Source organism: Cupriavidus sp. GW823-FHT07A04, assembly GCF_058794615.1.
Genome location: NZ_JBXAHA010000019.1, coordinates 143,384 through 161,019, shown reverse-complemented (window position 1 = coordinate 161,019; position 17,636 = coordinate 143,384). Strand labels below are relative to the sequence as shown.

The 17,636-nt window shown below is 66.6% G+C and carries 14 protein-coding genes; 7 read left to right on the top strand and 7 right to left on the bottom strand.

Features of this window, described 5'->3' with window-relative positions:
* The first annotated feature begins 2 nt into the window (after nucleotides 1-2).
* Nucleotides 3-1,460 carry an amidase gene (locus AC1Q7Q_RS29710; protein WP_492371390.1) on the top strand — a complete coding sequence of 486 codons (1,458 nt, stop codon included), beginning with the start codon at nucleotides 3-5 and terminating at the stop codon, nucleotides 1,458-1,460.
* Nucleotides 1,461-1,569: 109 nt separating this feature from the next.
* Nucleotides 1,570-2,799, top strand: coding sequence for a TetR/AcrR family transcriptional regulator (locus AC1Q7Q_RS29705; protein WP_492371389.1), 1,230 nt, complete (start codon nucleotides 1,570-1,572; stop codon nucleotides 2,797-2,799).
* 79 nt (nucleotides 2,800-2,878) lie between these two features.
* On the opposite strand, the gene AC1Q7Q_RS29700 is transcribed toward AC1Q7Q_RS29705, so the two are convergent.
* The 7 genes from AC1Q7Q_RS29700 to AC1Q7Q_RS29670 form a co-directional block, all read right to left on the bottom strand.
* The gene (locus AC1Q7Q_RS29700; protein WP_492371424.1) at nucleotides 2,879-3,919 is read right to left on the bottom strand and encodes an ABC transporter ATP-binding protein; all 1,041 of its coding nucleotides are present in this window, start codon (nucleotides 3,917-3,919) and stop codon (nucleotides 2,879-2,881) included.
* Nucleotides 3,906-4,889 carry an ABC transporter ATP-binding protein gene (locus AC1Q7Q_RS29695; protein ID WP_492371388.1) on the bottom strand — a complete coding sequence of 328 codons (984 nt, stop codon included), beginning with the start codon at nucleotides 4,887-4,889 and terminating at the stop codon, nucleotides 3,906-3,908. The genes AC1Q7Q_RS29700 and AC1Q7Q_RS29695 overlap by 14 nt, the downstream gene beginning before the upstream one ends.
* Before the next feature lie 71 nt (nucleotides 4,890-4,960).
* Nucleotides 4,961-6,670 (bottom strand): ABC transporter substrate-binding protein, encoded by a 1,710-nt coding sequence (locus AC1Q7Q_RS29690; RefSeq protein WP_492371387.1) that lies wholly within the window; start codon nucleotides 6,668-6,670, stop codon nucleotides 4,961-4,963.
* A gap of 13 nt (nucleotides 6,671-6,683) precedes the next feature.
* A complete protein-coding gene (locus tag AC1Q7Q_RS29685; RefSeq protein ID WP_492371386.1) occupies nucleotides 6,684-7,619 on the bottom strand; it encodes an ABC transporter permease in 936 nt (311 codons plus the stop codon).
* A complete protein-coding gene (locus AC1Q7Q_RS29680) occupies nucleotides 7,619-8,575 on the bottom strand; it encodes an ABC transporter permease (protein WP_492371385.1) in 957 nt (318 codons plus the stop codon). The genes AC1Q7Q_RS29685 and AC1Q7Q_RS29680 overlap by 1 nt, the downstream gene beginning before the upstream one ends.
* Nucleotides 8,576-9,007: 432 nt before the next feature.
* A complete protein-coding gene (locus AC1Q7Q_RS29675) occupies nucleotides 9,008-10,135 on the bottom strand; it encodes an acyl-CoA dehydrogenase family protein (protein WP_492371384.1) in 1,128 nt (375 codons plus the stop codon).
* A gap of 50 nt (nucleotides 10,136-10,185) precedes the next feature.
* Nucleotides 10,186-11,370, bottom strand: coding sequence for an acyl-CoA dehydrogenase family protein (locus AC1Q7Q_RS29670; protein ID WP_492371383.1), 1,185 nt, complete (start codon nucleotides 11,368-11,370; stop codon nucleotides 10,186-10,188).
* 247 nt (nucleotides 11,371-11,617) lie between these two features.
* On the opposite strand from AC1Q7Q_RS29670, the gene AC1Q7Q_RS29665 reads away from it, so the two are divergent.
* The 5 genes from AC1Q7Q_RS29665 to AC1Q7Q_RS29645 are packed head-to-tail and all read left to right on the top strand — an operon-like array spanning nucleotide 11,618 to nucleotide 17,605.
* Entirely contained in the window at nucleotides 11,618-12,553 is a 936-nt protein-coding gene (locus tag AC1Q7Q_RS29665) for an alpha/beta fold hydrolase (RefSeq protein ID WP_492371382.1), read from the top strand.
* Nucleotides 12,550-13,224 (top strand): alpha/beta fold hydrolase, encoded by a 675-nt coding sequence (locus AC1Q7Q_RS29660; protein ID WP_492371381.1) that lies wholly within the window; start codon nucleotides 12,550-12,552, stop codon nucleotides 13,222-13,224. The genes AC1Q7Q_RS29665 and AC1Q7Q_RS29660 overlap by 4 nt, the downstream gene beginning before the upstream one ends.
* The gene (locus AC1Q7Q_RS29655; RefSeq protein ID WP_492371380.1) at nucleotides 13,221-14,558 is read left to right on the top strand and encodes an MFS transporter; all 1,338 of its coding nucleotides are present in this window, start codon (nucleotides 13,221-13,223) and stop codon (nucleotides 14,556-14,558) included. Before AC1Q7Q_RS29660 ends, AC1Q7Q_RS29655 begins: the two co-directional genes overlap by 4 nt.
* A 54-nt stretch (nucleotides 14,559-14,612) precedes the next feature.
* Nucleotides 14,613-16,370, top strand: a complete 1,758-nt coding sequence (locus AC1Q7Q_RS29650) for a long-chain-fatty-acid--CoA ligase (RefSeq protein WP_492371379.1) — start codon at nucleotides 14,613-14,615, stop codon at nucleotides 16,368-16,370.
* A 32-nt stretch (nucleotides 16,371-16,402) separates the two neighbouring features.
* Nucleotides 16,403-17,605, top strand: coding sequence for an acetyl-CoA C-acyltransferase (locus AC1Q7Q_RS29645; RefSeq protein WP_459374973.1), 1,203 nt, complete (start codon nucleotides 16,403-16,405; stop codon nucleotides 17,603-17,605).
* The last annotated feature ends 31 nt before the right edge of the window (nucleotides 17,606-17,636 follow it).

Sequence of the window (17,636 nt, the reverse complement as noted above, 5' to 3'; positions counted from 1 at the left end):
CAATGAGCGACCCCACCCTCCTGAGCGTTGCCGAGTTGCGCATGGCGCTGGCCCACCGGCGCCTGTCACCCTCCGCGCTGGTGCAAGCCTGCCTGCGGCGGGCCGCGGCGGCGCACGCCGCCACGCATTGCTTTGCCGCGCTGGACGACGCAGGCGCGCTCGCCCGCGCCATCCAGCTGGAGACGCACAGCGCGGCCGGCGCTGCCCAGGCACCCCTCTGGGGTATCCCGTTCGCGCATAAGGACGTGCTGTCCGACCCCGTCCGGCCGCCGCGCGCGGGTTCCTTGTTCGACGACCTGATCGACGACCTGATCGACGATCCGGCAGCGGCCCGAAGGCCGGCAGCAGTGCTCGAAGCCCTGCACCTGTCCGGCGCGATCGGCCTGGGCGCCACCGCGCTCGACGAACTCAGCTACGGCGCCACCGGCCTGAACGATCACTATGGCCACTGCCGCAACCCGTGGGATCCGCGCTACATCACCGGCGGCTCGTCGGGTGGCGCGGCGGCGGCGGTCGCGGCGCGCGCGGTGCCGTTCGCCATCGCAGCGGACACCGGTGGCTCGATCCGCATCCCAGCGTCGATGTGCGGGGTGGTCGGCCTGAAACCCACCTGGGGCCGCCTCTGCACGCGCGGCGCGGTCCCGCTGTCGCCGTCGCAGGACACGCTCGGCATCATCGCCCGGACCGCCAGGGATTGCGCGGCGGTGCTCGACGCGCTGGAGCCAACGGCGGCACAGGCCACCACGTTCGATCGCATCAGCGACCTCCGCAGTCCGCTGGCCGGCCTGCGCATCGGCATTGCCCGGCACCCGTTCTTCGAGGTAACGCATGACGACGGCGCCTCGGTGATTGCCCGCGCCTTGCTAGCGTTCGAGTCGCTGGGCGCCAGCTTGCATGAGCAGACCGCGCCCGGCGTGGAGGCCTGCGATACCGCGGCCACCGTGGTGACGTGGCGCGAAGCGATAGCGCTCCACGGCGAGCGCCTGCGTAGCCATGCGGATCGCCTGGCCCGTGCCACGCGGCTGCGGCTGGAGACGGCGCTGGCGGCCGGCCCCGACGATTACGCGCGTGCCCTGGCCTACCGGCCGCTGGCGCTGCGGCGCTTTGTCGATCACGTCTTCTCGGCGTGCGATGTGCTGGTGGCACCCAGCGTTGCCGTGCCAACGCCGCGGATCGCCTCCGTGGCGCAAGACGCCGCGCAAGCGGTGCGCGTGACAACCTCGCTACTGCGCGCCAACCGCTGCATCAGCTATCTCGGCCTGCCTGCCGTGTCGCTGCCAGTGGGATTCACGCCCGACGGCCTTCCCGTGGGCTTGCAACTGATCGGCAGGCCTTGGGCCGAAGGTACCCTGCTTGACGCCTGCGCCGCATTCCAGCAAGCCACCAGCTGGCACCGTATCGAACCCGTGCTCAATGGCACGAAGGTGGCCGGCATCGCGGCGGAGCCGGACAACGGGTAAGCATCTAAAATGGCAGGCCGGCGCGATGGTAGACTCGGCACAGCCTCAACCCGCGCGGGCCACCTCTATAATCCGCGCTCCCGGCCAACCATCGCAGATATCTCGCCTCATGCTCAAGGAAACAGCGCAAGCCCGCCCGACACGCCGGTACGTGGAAAAACGCGAGGCGATCCTCGATGCCGCTGCCCGGCTGTTCAACCGCAAGGGCTTGCGCGGCGCCACGCTCTCGGACGTAGCGCAAGAAGTCGGCCTGAGCACCAACAGCATCACCTACTACTACCGCAAGAAGGAAGACCTTGTGGTGGCGTGCCTGATGCGCACCATCGATGAAATCGCGGGCATCGCCGACGCCACGGCCGGCGAGCCGCTGCCGCAGGCCAGGGTGCGCCGCTTCATCGCGCTTTTTTTCCAGCGGCTGGCCAGGACGGCAACCGGCGAGCGCCCCGAGCTGATGAGCTTTCGCGAGATCCGCTCGCTGCCCGACACCCACGCGGACGTCGCCTTCGCGGCCTACACGGACATGTTCCGGCGCATCCGCAAGCTGCTGCGCAGCGACACACCCAAGGACCCGGCGCAACGCAGTGCCCTGAGCGCGGCGGCGCACTTGCTGCTGTCGCTGACCAGCGGCGCGATGACATGGGTGGAGCGCTATGAGCCGGAGGACTATCCGAAGGTGGCGGATACCGTCGTGGATATCCTGCTCAACGGCTTTGCGTCACCGTCATCGCAATGGGACAGCGCCCCCGCCGGGACGCCCCCAATCCCGGTGGCCGAAACCACGCAGGAAGCCTTCCTGCGCGCCGCAACGGAACTGCTCAACGAACTGGGCTATCGGGGCGCTTCCGCCGATCGCATCTCCGCGCGGCTGAATCTCACCAAGGGGGCCTTCTATCACCACAACGAAAACAAGGACGACCTGATCTCCGCCTGCTTCGACCGCATGTTCGCGGTGATCCGCGATGCGCAGTCGAAAGTGGAAGACGGCCCGGGCACCGGCTGGGACAAGCTGTGCGCGATCGCGCGCGCGCTGGTCAGCTATCAGTTCTCCAACCAGGGGCCGTTGCTGCGGCTGACTATCTACGGCGCGCTGCCCGAGGAGATGCGCAAGGAGAAGATGCTGACGATGAACCGGCTGTCGGCGCGGTTTGCGCGGTTCCTCGTACAAGGGATGCAGGACGGGTCGATCCGGGCGCTGGATCAGTCGATTGCTTCGTTGCAGGTGAATGGGATGATCAATGCCGCGGTGGAGTTGCGGCGGTGGGTGCCGGATGCATCCGGGGAGAACGCGGCGGACTTGTTTATCCGGCCTTTGTTCCTGGGGATATTTTCAGGGCAGTGAGCGCGAGTATTCGCCTTGATGCTCTTTGATGCGCCTGATGCGCTTCGATGCACCAACGCCTGGCTCCCCGCTTCCCGTGTCACACCGCAAGACCCTCAAGATGGCAAGCCACCATCTGCCCATCCCCCCGCTCCCTCAGCACCGGATCCTCCACCCTGCAGCGCTGCGTTGCCTGCGCGCAGCGCGGGTGAAAGCGGCAGCCGGATGGCGGGTTCAGCGGACTTGGCACTTCGCCCTTGAGCACGATGCGCTGGCGCCTTTCCTCGGCTTCGACGCTCGCTACCGGCACGGCGGACAGCAACGCCTTGGTGTAGGGATGCCGGGGATTCGCATATAGCTCGTCGCGCCCGGCGATCTCCACGATGCGGCCGAGGTACATCACGGCGATGCGGTCGCTGATGTGGCGCACCACGGCCAGGTCGTGCGCAATGAAGATATAGGTCAGCCCGAGCCGCCGCTGCAGCTCCATGAACACATTGACCACCTGCGCCTGGATCGATACGTCCAGCGCGGAGACGGGTTCATCGCAAACGATCAGGCTGGGTTCGACCGCCAGCGCGCGGGCAATGCCGATGCGCTGGCGCTGGCCGCCGGAGAACTCGTGCGGGTAGCGGTCCGCCATATAGGGCAGCAGGCCGACCATCTGCAGCAGCTCGGCGATGCGGGCGCGATAGTGCTCGCGGTCGTTGGCCATGCCGTGCACTTCGAGCGGCTCGCCGATGATGTCGCAGACCTTCATGCGCGGGTTCAGCGAGCCGAACGGATCCTGGTAGACCATCTGCACGCTGCGGCGGAAGTTCTTCTCCTGCGCCTTGCTGAAGGTAGCGAAGTCGTCGCCATCGAAGGCGATCCGTCCGCCGCTGGCGGCCAGCATCTTGATGATGGCGAGGCCGGTCGTGGACTTGCCGCAGCCGCTTTCGCCGACCAGGCCCAGTGTCTCGCCGCGCCTGAGGGTGAACGATACGCCGTCCACCGCCTTGACCGAGCCCACCTGCCGCTTGATGAAGACGCCCTGGGTCACGGGAAAATGCACCTTGAGGTCCTCGACGCGCAGGATCTCGTCGCCGATCTTGCCGTGCTGGCGCGCGGCGGGCTCTGCCCGTGCTTCAGTGGTGGTCATGGTCATGGAGGAAACATGCCTTGAAGTGATTCGGACGCACGGCACGCAGCGCGGGGCGCGACAGGCCGCATTGATCGGTAGCGAGCTTGCACCGCGGCATGAAGGCGCACCCTGGCGGCAGCGCGGTGAGGTCGGGCGGCTGGCCGTCGATGGGCACCAGCGGCTGGCGGGTATCGCCGTCGATGCGCGGCACCGATGCCATCAGCCCGCGCGTGTACGGGTGCGCGGGATGGCCGTAGAGCTCACGAGCCGTGGCGGTCTCGACCATGCGGCCGCCGTACATCACGGCCACGCGATCGGCATAGCGGGCCACCACGCCCAGGTCGTGCGTGATGAGCACCAGTGCCGTACCGGACTGGCTGGCCAGGTCCTTGAGCAGGTCGAGGATTTGCGCTTGCACTGTGACGTCGAGCGCGGTGGTGGGCTCGTCCGCAATGATCAGCTGCGGCTTGCAGGCCAGCGCCATGGCGATCATGGCGCGCTGGCGCATGCCACCCGAGAACTGGTGCGGATAGGCGCCCAGCCGGCTCTGCGGCTCGGGGATCTGCACCTTGCCAAGCAGCTCGCCGGCGATGCCCAGGGCGGTCTTCCACGGCATGCCTTGGTGCAGGTTGATCGGCTCGGCGATCTGCTTGCCCACGGTGAGCGCCGGGTTCATCGACGACATCGGCTCCTGGAAGATCATCGCGATCCGGTTGCCGCGGATCGCACGCATTCTTGCCGGGCTGAGCTGGAGCAGGTCCTGCCCGTCAAAGCGGATCTCGCCCGATTCGATGCGGCCTGCCGGGCTGGGAATCAGGCCCAGGATGGATAGCGCGGTGACGCTTTTTCCCGAGCCGGACTCGCCGACGATGGCCAGTGTCTCGCCGGGGGCGACATCGAACGAGACCTGGTCCACCGCCGTGACCACGCCCCGGTCGGTGCGAAAGCGCGTGGTCAGCTGGTTCACCTGCAGGATGGGCTGCGTCATGCGGGCCTCCTTGAAAGGGACAGGCGTGGGACAGGTGTGGACAGGCATGGAGCAAGGTGGGAGCAAGGAAATCAGAACCCCATCTTCTTCTTCATGTCCTGGTCGACCCACATCCGCGCGTAGATCGGGCCGGGACGGACCGCGCCCGCGCGCAGCTCGGCGTTGTAGTTCTTCACCCAGGGCCACCATGCGGTGTACACGTAAGGGGTCGGCAACCAGATATACGGCGCATCCGCGAGCACATCGCGCGTCAGCGAGCGCAAGGCCTCTTGCCGGCGGCCGAGGTCGCGCATCTGGAAGGCTTCGTTCACGCGCTGCTCGTACTTGGCGTCGCCCCACTGCGCGGCGTTCCAGACCTGGCCCTTCACGAAGCTCTTGCGGATCGTGGTGGTGGGGTTGGTATGTCCATTGCTCATCAGGTAGCCGGGCGCATTGGTCTTGGTGGTCATGGCCGACAGGAACGCGCCGTACTCCATCGGCTGGATCTCTATGCGCACGCCAACCTGCTCCAGGTAGGCGCCGATCAGCGGCAGCAGCTCCAGGTGCTCCGGCTGGCAGGCGCATACCTGCACCTTGAAGGTGAAGCCCTTCGCGTAGCCCGCCTCGGCCAGCAGCTTGCGCGCCTTGTCCGGGTTGTAGGCAAACAGCTCCTTCACCGAATCCGGCATGGCGCTCAGCGGCTCGAAGTAGCCGGCGTAATCCGGATGCTGCGGGTAGGCGAACAGTTCGGCATTGCCGCCATAGAACTGCTTGACGATCTCCTGCTTGTTGACCGCCATGTTCAGCGCGCGCCGCACGCGCAGGTCGTTGAACGGCTTGGTATCGACGCGCAGCGCCACGTACTGGCCGTTGGTCGACAGCCAGCGCGACCACTTGAGCGCCGGCGCATTCTTCTTGAGCTCATCGACCGCGGTCCAGCGGACGGACTCGAGCACATCCAGCTTGCCGGTGCGCAGCATGGTGTTGCGGGTGGACTCGTCCTTGACGGTGCGCAGCACGACCTTGTCGACGAAGGGCAGCTTGTAGTCCTTGCCAGCGATCTTGTCGCTATCCCAGTATTGCTCGTTCTTCGTGTAAGTGCTGGCGGTGCCCTGGACGAAGTTGCTCAGCAGGAACGGCCCGCTGCCGTTCACATTCTTCCAGTTGCCGGCCCCGGCCGCCGCCACTTCCTTGGGCATGATGCCGGAGTAGTAGCCCCAGCCGAAGCGGTAATCCCATTCGGCGTTGAATTCCTTGAAGCGGAAGACCACGGTGTACTTGTCCGTTGCCTCCACCTTGTTGAGGTGGTCGTAATACGTGGGGATTTTCTTGGCGCTGGTGTTCTGGCGGTTGTAGCTGAAGACCACGTCATCGGCCACCAGTTCGCGCTCTTCCATCACGCCCGCCTTGGCGGGGAACTTCACGCCCTTGCGCAGCTTGACTTCGAGCGTCAGCGGGTCGACCCACTTCCAGCTCTCGGCCAGCTCGCCGCGAATCGCATCCTCCGGCAGCCACGCATCGGCCTGGAACGGATACTTGCCGCCGTTGCGCCTGGCCTTGGAAAGGTCGGCGACAAAGAGCTGTTCGTAGACCTGGCCGGTGTCGTAGTTCTGCTTCCAGTTCCAGTCGGCCAGGTCCCACGACAAGGCGGAGATGGTGGGATACATGGAGCCGATCTCGAGATTGCCGCCGTACTTCGGCGCTTCGGCCTGCGCGCAGGCCGCGCCGGCGGCAAGCGCCAGCGCCACGCCCGCCACCACTGAAGATATTGTCCGGTTCAAGCCGCGTCCCTCCATCGTCATCCCTCGTTGTTGGTTATCGCGATCCGCGCATGCGCGGGTCGAGCAGGTCACGTAGCGCGTCGCCGTAGACGTTGATCGCATAGACGACAACGGTGAGGCAGATGCCGGGGGCCAAGGCCAGCCAGGGCCCCTGGAACATGAAGGTGCGGCCGTTGCCCGAGAGCATGCCGCCCCAGGTCGGCGCGGGCGGCGGCACGCCCAGCCCGAGGAAGGACAGGCCGGACTCGGCCAGGATCGCGGTGCCCACGCGCGTGGTGAACAGCACGATGATGGGCGGCAGCACATTGGGCAGGATATGGCGCCAGAGAATGCGGCCGGTGGAGGCACCCATGGACTGCGCGGCATGCACATACATGTTCTCGCGCACCGAGACCACCGCGCTGCGGATGATGCGCGAGCCGCCCACGCCCAGCAGCAAGCCCAGCGTGCCGATGATCTGCCAGCTGCCCGGGCCGAGCACGGACACCACCACGATCAGGATCACCAGGTCAGGAAAGCTCATCCACGCATCCACCATGCGCTGCACGATCAGGTCGAACTTGCCGCCCAGGTAGCCGGTCAGGATGCCGATCAGCACCGAGATGGCGGTAGCCAGCGTGGCGGCCGACAGCCCGATGATGACCGAGAGCTGCGCGCCGTACAGGCAGCGCGAGAGCATGTCGCGCCCGAGGTTGTCGGTGCCGAAGGGGTGCGCCCATGACGGCGGCTGCAGCCGCTTCATCATGCTGATCTCGTTGACGCCATAAGGCGCCAGCCAGTCGGCAAAGACGCCGCAGAACAGGAAGATCATGCAGATCACCGCGCCGGCGGCGCCCAGCGGCTTCTCGCGCAACAGGCGACCCACCAGTGCGAAGGCTGACTCGAGCCGGCCCGGGCCAGACATCGGCGGCGCGGCAGGGACGGCTTGCGCCGTCTTGAGCGCCGGGGCGTTTGCGATTGGACGTGCCATCAGCGATGCCTCACTTTCGGGTCGAACAGCCCATAGCTCAGGTCCACGAGCAGGTTGATGAGCATGACGGCCACCCCGACCACCAGGAACACGCCGGTGATCACGGGATAGTCCCGCTGGTTCACGGCGTCCAGCAGGAGCAGCCCCATGCCCGGCAGCGCGAAGATCTGCTCGATCACCACGGCCCCGCCGATCAGCAGCGGCGCTTGCAGGCCGATCAGCGTCACCACCGGAATCAGCGCGTTGCGCAGCGCATGGCGCAGGATCACCAGGCGCTCGTTCAAGCCCTTGGCCCAGGCCGTGCGGATGTAGTCCTGGCGCAGCACCTCCAGCATCATGGTGCGCGTCATGCGCATGGTGATGGCCGACAGTGCCATGCCAAGGATGATGGCGGGCACCAGCATGTTGCTGATGTGCTGGAGCGGGTCCTCCAGGAAGGGAACGTAGCGCACCTCGGGCGACCAGCCCCACCACACGGAAGGAAACACCATGATCATCGTGCCCATCCAGAAGCTGGGCACTGCCAGCATCAGGATGGAAAATGAGCGCGCCACGTAGTCGGCCGCGGTGTCCTGCCGGATCGCCGAGAGCACGCCCACGGGCAACGCAACCGACAGCGCCACGAACAGGGCAAGCGCGCCCAGCGAGAAGGTGGCGGGCATGCGCGCCAGCACCATCTTCAGCACCGGCTCACCCTGCCACAGCGACTGGCCGAGATCCCCGTGCAACACGATGTTGCCGACCCAGTGGACGTACTGGAACCACATCGGCTGGTCCAGGCCCAGCGCGCGGATCAGGTCCTCGCGGCTCTTGGTGTCGGCGCTGATGTCGTTCTGGCTCAGCATCAGGTCGACCACATCGCCCGGCACCATGCGCACGATCACAAAGACGATCAGGCTGGCGAACAGCAGCGTGGGCAGCAGCGCCAGCAGGCGGCGCAGGATGTAGGCACTCATGGCGCGCCCGCTTCCGTGACGCCAGTCCGGGCCACGCCGTAAGCCCTTAAAAAAGATACCGTGGATACGATAAAGAATGCCGCCCCGACCATGCCGTCTCCTGTTCGGTGCTTCGCGTGGTCGCCAAACACACCATACAAGCATCGCTGAACACGTAAATCAAGCGATATCTGGTGCGATCAAGGAAGTATCCCTGGGAGTCTTCCACCGAGCTGCTGTTTGTGCAGATAGCCCATTCAGCATACCCATAGTTCTAATTCATGACAACCGAACTGACCCTTGAATGTCTAGTGGATTTACCTAGGTCGGCGCCGCCGTGGCGGGCCGCTTGTGCGGCGCAAACGCGCGGCGGGAAACGCGAGGGCGAGCGCAGGCGCCGCGCCTGCGCGTGGACGGCCTGCAAACACGGTTGAAGATGGTGCGTTGCGGCGCTCAGTAGCCGCGCAAGATCGCCCAGCGCTGGGCGTGGAAGTTGGTGTCGCCGAGCAGGATCTGCGCGGCGCAGGCGCGCTTCATGTAGAAGCCGATCTCGAACTCGTCGGTCATGCCAATGCCGCCGTGCATCTGCACGGCCTCCTGCACCGCGAGCATCGCCGTGGACCCGGCGCGGGCTTTGGCCGCGGATACCAGCGCGATTGGCTGTGCCGGGCCGTCGTCTAGCAGTTGCTGGCTGCGCAGCACCGCCGCGCGCGTGATCTCGATCTCGCTGAACAGGTGGGCGGCGCGATGCTGCAGCGCCTGGAACTCGCCGATGATCTTGCCGAACTGCTTGCGCTCTTTCAGGTATTGCAGCGTGCGCTCGAAGGCTTCGTCGGCAATGCCGACCAGCTCGGACGCCAGCGCCGCGCGGGCGATATCGAGCGCGTGCTCAAGCACGGCCGCGCCGCTACCGGCCTCACCCAGCACCGCGTCCGCCGCCACGCGCACATCCCGGAACTGCACGCGCGCGGCATTGCGGGCATCCGCCATCACGGTGCGCTCCACGGTAATGCCATCGGCGCCGCGCGGCACCAGGAAGAGCGTGACGCCGTCACGGTCGTCGGCGTTGCCGCTGGTGCGGCCCACCACGATCAGCGTATCGGCAATATGTCCGTCGATGACGAAGACCTTGGCGCCATTGAGCACGAACCCGCCGTCCTGCTCCACGGCGGCGAGCGCCTGGCGCTCCGGACGGTGCGCCGCGCCCTCGTCGATCGCCAGCGCGGTCAGGTGCTTGCCAGCCGCGATGGCGGGCAGGAAATGCGCCTTCTGCGCTGCGCTGCCTTCGCGGGAAATCAACGAAGCGCCCAGCAAGGCGGTGGAGAAAAACGGCGTGGGGGCCAGCGTGCGGCCAAGCGCCTCCATCAGGACGCCCGCCTCCACCACGCCGAGCTCGCTGCCACCATACTGCTCGGGGATCAGCACGCCGGCAAAGCCCAGTTCGGCAAACTCCCGCCAGAGGGCGGGCGAGAAGCCGGTGTTGTCCCGGGTGTCCCGCAGCTTGCGCAGCATCGGGATGGGTGCGCTTTCGCGCAGGAATGCCAGGGCGCTGTCCCGCAGCATCTCCTGGGTCTGATTCAATACGATTGCCATAGTCGGTCCCTGAGCATTCAAGCGTGGAGTTGGGGCGGTCAGACGCCGGGCAGGCCGAGCAGGCGCTTGGCAACAATGTTGAGCTGCACTTCGCTCGTGCCGCCCTCGATCGAGTTGGCCTTGCTGCGCAGCCAGCCGCGCGCGGTGGCACCGTCGTTGCTGCGCTCGCTCTCCCACTCCAGGGCCTCGCTGCCCCCAATCGACATCAGCAACTCATAGCGCCGCTTGTTCAGCTCCGACCCGTAGTACTTGAGCACCGACGAGAACGCGGCGATGCCCTCGCCCTGCCGGGCCAGGTCCAGCGCGCGCTCCCCCGCCAGGGCGAATGCCGCTTCATCGATCTCGAAGGTGGCGATCTGCGCGCGCAGCATGGGCGCGTCGACTTCACCGCGCTCGTTCTGGCCGAGCGTGTCGCGCGCCAGCTTGCCCATCGGCGGGCGCTGGCCGCGCCCGCCGATGCCGCTGATCATCTCGCGCTCATGGGTCAGCAGGTACTTGGCGATGGCCCAGCCGCCGTTTTGCTCGCCCACCAGGTTGGCGCGCGGCACCACTACATCGTCAAAGAAGGTCTCGCAGAACGGCGACTTGCCGGAAATCAGCACGATGGGCCGCGCCGTCACGCCCGGCGTTTCCATGTCGAACAGCAAGAAGCTGATGCCGGTGTGCTTCTGTGCCGAAAAGTCGGTACGCACCAGGCAGAAGATCCAGTCCGCCTTGTCGGCGTACGAGGTCCACACCTTCTGGCCGTTGACGACAAAGTGATCGTCGCGCTCGTCCGCGCGCGTTTGCAGCGAGGCCAGGTCCGACCCGGCATTGGGCTCCGAATATCCCTGGCACCAGCGGATCTCGCCGCGGGCGATCCTGGGCAGATGCTCGCGCTTCTGCGCCTCCGAGCCAAACCGGAGCAAGGCCGGGCCAAGCATCCAGATGCCGAAGCTTTGCAACGGCACGCGGCAGCCAAGCGCTTGCATTTCCTGGCGCAGCACCTTGGCCTGCTCGCGGGAGAGGCCGCCGCCGCCATACTCGCGCGGCCACTCCGGCACCGTCCAGCCCTTCTCCCCCATGCGCGCGAGCCAGAGGCGCTGCGCCTCGGACTGGAAGCGGAACTTGCGCCCGCCCCAGCAGATGTCGTCCTCGTTGCGCACGGGCTGCCGCATTTCGGGCGGGCATTGCGCCTCCAGCCAGGCACGCACCTCCTGCCGGAAGGTTTCCAGGTCATCCACGCTTGTCTCCTGTTTTTTTGGCTTGTCTTGTTTTGGTTTGGTTTGGATTCGTTATATAAGCCCGACCCCGCAACGTCAATACTCCATTTCCTAAAATGAAAACGTGGTACGGCCAAACACCCGACCATTGCTGCCAATCATGCATTTTCTGCCGATGTGATAGCATTCCCGGGAACATACCGTAACCACTAAACCGGCAAGCACACCAAGCCGGTCGGCGCCCGTGGGGGCGCAACCAGGAGACAATGTGGAGGCCAAAGCCAGCAGCGCGCCGCGCTGTGCCATCCCTGCCTTTCCGGGTGCCCGGGCGCCGGATCGCTCGCGCACCGTCAGCGCCGACGGCATCCGCATCGCCGTCCATGAGTGGGGCGCGATCGACGCCACGCCGGTCCTGCTGGTGCATGGCGCCATGGATTTCGCGCGGACCTTCGATGTCTTCGCGCCGCTGCTGGCCGATGCCGGCTACCGCGTGGTGTCTTATGACCAGCGTGGCCACGGCGACTCCGAGCATGCCGACCTGTACAGCTGGGTCGCGGACGAGCGGGACCTGCTGGCGGTGGCCGACTCGGTCACGCGCGAGCCGCTGATCGCCATCGGCCACAGCAAGGGCGGCTCGCTGCTGGTGCATGCGATCCAGGCGCTGCCGCACCGGTTCACCCGCTTTGTCGCCATCGATGGCCTGCCCTTTCGCAATCCGCACGCGGACAGCGCCGTGCGCGACAAGAAATCGATGACCGCGCCCATCATCACGCGCTGGCTCGATACGCGCCGGCAAAGCCCGGGCCTCGCACGCAAGCCCGGCACCCTTGAGGAACTCGCCCGGCGGCGCGCCCGCATGAACCCGCGGCTGGCCCATGCGTGGCTGTGCTACCTGGCCGCGCTCGGCGCGCGGCAGGATGCGCACGGCTGGCGCTGGAAGCTCGACCCGGTGATCGGCTCCTCCGGCTTTGGCCCCATGCGCGCGCGCTGGATGACCGACCGCCTGCCGGGCTTTCCCATTCCCATGCTGGCCATCTTCGGCACGGAGCGCGAACCGATGGGGTGGGATGCCACCGCGGCCGACCTCGCGCCGTACTTCCCGCCCTCGACCCAGGTACAGGTGATGGCCGACACCGGGCACTTCATCCATATCGAGCGGCCGCGAGAGACCGCGGAACGCATCCTGCCCTTCCTCCGATCATGACCCTCTACCTGCGCCACAATCGCCTGCGCCTTGCCCTGCATCCGCTCAAGACCGGCAGCGGGCCCGCGCTGCTGTTGCTGCACGGGCTGGGCGAGCGATCGCCGGACACATTGCCGGCGGAGTACGCCGGCTGGCCCGGCACGGTGCACGCGCTGGATTTCACCGGGCACGGGCTCTCGGACATTCCGCGCGGCGGTGGCTACAGCTGCGAGTTCCTGATGGCGGACGCGGATATCGCACTGGCGCACCTGGGCCCGTCGACCGTGGCGGGGCGCGGGCTGGGCGGCTATATCGCCTTGCTGCTGGCCGGCGCGCGCCCGGAGCAGGTGCGCGGCGCCATCCTGCGCGACGGCCCCGGCCTGGCCGGTGGTGGCACCGCGGCACGCAATCCGTATATCCCGGTGGTGGATACCTCGCGCACCGGCCCGCCCGACCCGTACGCCATCGCCGACCTGGCAACCGACGTGCGCCCGCCGAGCTACGCGGCCAACTACGCGATGCTGGCCGCGCAGCACTCCGACACACCGCAGCCGATCTCCGTGTGCACGCGCGAGCGCCCGGACTGGCTGAAAGCGGTGACAGAGCTGCTCTCGCTGGAGAAGGTCGAGCTGGACCAGGCGCTGCAACACTACGCGGCGCAAGCGGCGATGCGTGGAGACGCTCAGGCATGAAAGCGGAACTCGCCGCGCAAGCCGCCCGTGGCACAAATGCCGGACATGGCGATGCGCACGCACTGGCCGAGGATAGCTTCCGCGCCCACGTACAGCAGCACCTGCCACGCAACGCACGCGCCTACCTGGTCCACGGCATGCTGGGCATGACCGGCTTCCGGCTGGTGACCGCCCCCACCTTCGTGCCGGCCTACATCTACCTGCTGTCCGGCTCCAAGCTGGTGGTGGGGTGCGTGCTTGGCGCGCAGTACGCCGGCATGGCGATGTCCTCCATCTGGGGCGCAACGCAGATCGAGCATCGCCAGCGCGTGATGCCGCTGATCTACCTGGTGGGCTGGCTGGTGCGCCTGCAGATCCTCGGCCTGGGCTTGTCCGCCTTCCTGCTCTCGGGCGACGGCGCGCTGGCTGCCGCCGCCGGGTTCCTGCTGCTGTTCGGCCTGTTCAACGGCGTGCAGAACGTCACCTTCAACTACCTCACGTCCAAGATCATTCCGCTGGAGCGGCGGGGCGCGTTGAGCGCGTTCCGCAATTTCCTCGGCGGGCTGATCGCGGCGGCGGTGGCCTATCTGGGCGGCCGTTTCCTGGTTGGCGGCAATGTGTTCGGCAATGGCTACGCCACTACCTTCCTCGCCGCCTTTGTCCTTACCAGCCTGGGCATCTCCGCGCTGACCCGCATGCGCGAGCCGGTGCTGCACGATGTACGCGTGCAATCGGGCTTTCGCCAGCGCCTGCGCGAAGTGCCGGCGCTGCTGCGCGCGGACAAGCACTACGTGCGCTTCTTCGTGGCCCGCGCGCTGGTGGCGTTCAGCATGATGGCCGTGCCGTTCTATGCCATCTATGTCGGTAGCCATCTGCCGCTCTCGGGTGCCACGCTGGGCTACCTGAGCATTGCCTACCTGCTGGCGCAGACTACCAGCAACCTGATCTGGGGCCGCCTGGCCGACCGCCACGGCTATCGGCTGGTGTTCCTGTGCAGCATCGGGCTGTGGGTGCTGTCCACCGCCGCGCTGCTGCTCTGCGATAGCCTGGGCGCGTTCCTGCTGGTGTTCTGCGGGCTGGGCGCCAGCTTTGGCGGCTACTTCCTGTCCGCGGACAACTTTGCGCTGGAGTTCGGCAACCGGCGCGATCGCCCGATGCTGCTGGCGGTGTCCGACACAGCCACCTACACGATGATGGCGTGCGGGCCGATCCTCGGCGGCATGCTGGCGCAGGGGGTGCGCTTCTCGCTGGTGTTCGTCGCGGCCATGGTGGTCATGAGCATCGCCTTTGTGCTAGCCCTGCGGGTGGAGGAGCCGCGCCGCCGCCCGCGGCCGCAGCGCGAGGGCAACGCGTAGCGCCAACATCGGGATCATCGGGATCAACAGGATCAGGGATCAACAGGAGACAGGATGACATTCAGGACCTATCCGGAATTCAGCACGCACTACCCGCTTGTGCTCACCACGATCATGAAGCGCCCGGTGCGGATGTATCCCGACGAGATCGGCGTCGTCTACCGCAACCCCGCCACCGGCGAGTATCTCCGCTTTACCTGGATGCAGTGGTACCGGCGCGTCGCCCAGCTGGCCAACGGCCTGCGCGGTGAGCTCAAGGTGCAAGCCGGCATGCCTGGCGAACCTGGCGAGCGCATCGCCACGATGGCGCTCAACACCCACCGCCACCTGGAGCTGTACTACGGCGTGACAGGCATTGGCGCCACGTTGCACCCGATCAATGTCCGCCTGTCCCCGCAGCACATCGTCTACACCATCCGGCACGCGCAGGACAAGATCCTGTTTGTCGACGACACCCTGATGCCCTTGCTGGAAGGCATCTACGACCAGATCAAAGACGTGGTCGAGCTGGTGGTCTATATGTCGGACAAGCCGGGGCTGCCGCAGACCCGCATCCCCAACATCATCGAGTACGAAACGCTGATCGCCCGCCAGGCCGAGACCATCGAGTGGCCCGCCCTGCACGAGGACGTGAACGCCACGCTGTGCTACACCACCGGCACCACGGGCCAGCCGAAGGGCGCCACCTTCACGCATCGCCAGCTCTACCTGCTGACGATCCACATGATGGCGCAGCTCGCTATCGGCAACACGCCGGACCACGATATCGCCGATGGCCTGGGCACGCGGCTGGGCGAAGGCGCGGTGCCGCTGCTGAATACGCCGATGTTCCACATCCACGGCTGGGGGCAGCCTTTCGTCGCGGTCTATAGCGCGCAGAAGATCGTGCTGCACGGGACCTTTACCGTACAGGGCTTCTGCGAGCTGGTGGAGCGCGAGAAGGTGACGTCGGTGGGCATCGTGGCGACCATCGCGGCCATGCTGCTCGAATACCCGGACCTGAAGAAGTACGATCTCAGCAGCCTGGTGCGCGTCAGCGTGGGCGGCGGCGCGCTGCCGCTCGGGCTCAAGCGCAAGCTGGAAGCCCTGATCCCCACCTTCCGCATGAGTTCGGGCTACGGCATGACCGAGACCGCGCCCACCATCGTTGGCTCGTTCATCAAGAAGACCATGGTCCACCTGGACCGGGACGAGACCGATGCGGTGCTGGTCAAATCCGGCCTGCCGATTCTTGGCGTGGAGGTGGAGGTCATCGACGACAAAGGCAAGCCAGTGCCTCAGGACGACCACACGGTCGGCGAGATCGTGGTGCGCGCGCCCTGGGCGACCGGGCAGTACTACCGCAACCCCGAGAAAAGCGCGGAGTTGTGGCAAGACGGCTGGCTGCACACCGGCGACATCGCCAAGGTGGATGCCGAGGGCTATATCACCATCGCCGACCGCATGAAGGACGTGATCCGCAGCGGCGCGGAAATGGTGCCCACGGTACTGCTGGAGAACCTGATCGCGATGGCCGATTTCGTGCATGAGGCGACAGTGGTCGGCGTGCCGGATCCGGTCTGGGGCGAGAAGCCCTTGGCGCTGGTCAGCGTGCGCAACGGCTTTGCGGCCAGCGAGGACAGCGTCATCGATTTCCTGAAGGTCCACGGCGTCGAGACCGGCAAGATCACCAGGTGGATGCTGCCCAAGCTCGTCGCCATCACGCGGGACATCCCCAAGACCAGCGTAGGCAAGTACAACAAAAAACAGATCCGCGATGACCTGGAGACATTCCTGGCCATCGCCAAGGACGTTTCGCATCGCCACGGTTAGGCATTCACTCAAAACACAGCAGGAGACTTCCCATGCGTGAAGCAGTTATCGTATCCACCGCACGTACGCCGATCGGCAAGGCCCATCGCGGCGCCTTCAACAACACGCAGGCGCAGGAACTCGGCGCCCACGCCATCTCGCACGCCGTGCAGCGTGCCGGCATCGACCCGGCGGAGATCGCCGACGTGATCCTGGGCTGCGCGGTGCAGCAAGGCTCCACGGGTGGCAACGTCGCGCGCCAGGCGCTGCTGCGCGCCGGGCTGCCCGTCACGGTGTCGGGCATGTCGATGGACCGCCAGTGCGCCTCCGGCCTGATGGCGATCGCCACGGCCGCCAAGCAGATCATCGTCGACGGCATGCAGGTTGCCGTGGGCGGCGGGCTGGAGTCGATCTCGCTGGTCCAGAACGACAAGATCAACCGCTACCGCGCGCAGGACCCGCAGCTGGTGCAAACGCTGCCGCAGATCTACATGACGATGCTGGAGACCGCCGAGATCGTGGCGCAGCGCTATGGCGTGAGCCGCGAAGCCCAGGATGCGTACTCGCTGCAATCGCAGCAGCGCACGGCCGCCGCGCAGCAAGCCGGCCGCTTCGACGCGGAAATCGTGCCAATCACCACCACCATGCTGGTCACCGACAAGGCCAGCGGCGCCGTGAGCGAGAAGCAGGTCACGCTGGCCAAGGATGAGGGCAACCGCCCCAGCACCACGCTGGCCGACCTGCAGGCCCTCAAGCCGGTCTTCAAGAATGGGCAACGCGTGGCCGAGGGCAGCTTCATCACCGCCGGCAATGCCTCGCAACTGTCCGATGGCGCATCCGCCATGGTGCTGATGGAAGCCAAGGAAGCCGAACGCCGCGGCCTGCAGCCGCTGGGCGCGTATCGCGGCATGGCCGTTGCCGGCTGCGATCCGGACGAGATGGGCATTGGCCCGGTGTTCGCCATTCCCAAGCTGCTCAAGCAGCATGGCTTGTCGATGAGCGACATCGGCATCTGGGAGCTGAACGAGGCGTTCGCCAGCCAGGTCCTGCATATCCGCGATACGCTGGGCATTCCGAACGAGCGCCTGAACGTCTCCGGTGGGGCGATCTCCATTGGCCATCCGTACGGCATGTCCGGCGCGCGCATGAGCGGCCACCTGCTGCTGGAGGGAAAGCGCCGTGGCGCCAGGTTCGGCGTGGTGACGATGTGCATTGGCGGCGGCATGGGGGCGGCCGGGCTGTTCGAGATTTTCTGAGCCGGGCGCCAGCCCTCGCAGCAAGCCACCT

Coding starts and splice junctions, on each gene's coding strand:
- AC1Q7Q_RS29710 (WP_492371390.1), top strand. CDS start 3: ATGAGCGACCCCACCCTCCTGAGCGTTGCCGAGTTGCGCATGGCGCTG.
- AC1Q7Q_RS29705 (WP_492371389.1), top strand. CDS start 1,570: ATGCTCAAGGAAACAGCGCAAGCCCGCCCGACACGCCGGTACGTGGAA.
- AC1Q7Q_RS29700 (WP_492371424.1), bottom strand. CDS start 3,919: ATGACCACCACTGAAGCACGGGCAGAGCCCGCCGCGCGCCAGCACGGC.
- AC1Q7Q_RS29695 (WP_492371388.1), bottom strand. CDS start 4,889: ATGACGCAGCCCATCCTGCAGGTGAACCAGCTGACCACGCGCTTTCGC.
- AC1Q7Q_RS29690 (WP_492371387.1), bottom strand. CDS start 6,670: ATGACGATGGAGGGACGCGGCTTGAACCGGACAATATCTTCAGTGGTG.
- AC1Q7Q_RS29685 (WP_492371386.1), bottom strand. CDS start 7,619: ATGGCACGTCCAATCGCAAACGCCCCGGCGCTCAAGACGGCGCAAGCC.
- AC1Q7Q_RS29680 (WP_492371385.1), bottom strand. CDS start 8,575: ATGAGTGCCTACATCCTGCGCCGCCTGCTGGCGCTGCTGCCCACGCTG.
- AC1Q7Q_RS29660 (WP_492371381.1), top strand. CDS start 12,550: ATGACCCTCTACCTGCGCCACAATCGCCTGCGCCTTGCCCTGCATCCG.
- AC1Q7Q_RS29655 (WP_492371380.1), top strand. CDS start 13,221: ATGAAAGCGGAACTCGCCGCGCAAGCCGCCCGTGGCACAAATGCCGGA.
- AC1Q7Q_RS29650 (WP_492371379.1), top strand. CDS start 14,613: ATGACATTCAGGACCTATCCGGAATTCAGCACGCACTACCCGCTTGTG.
- AC1Q7Q_RS29645 (WP_459374973.1), top strand. CDS start 16,403: ATGCGTGAAGCAGTTATCGTATCCACCGCACGTACGCCGATCGGCAAG.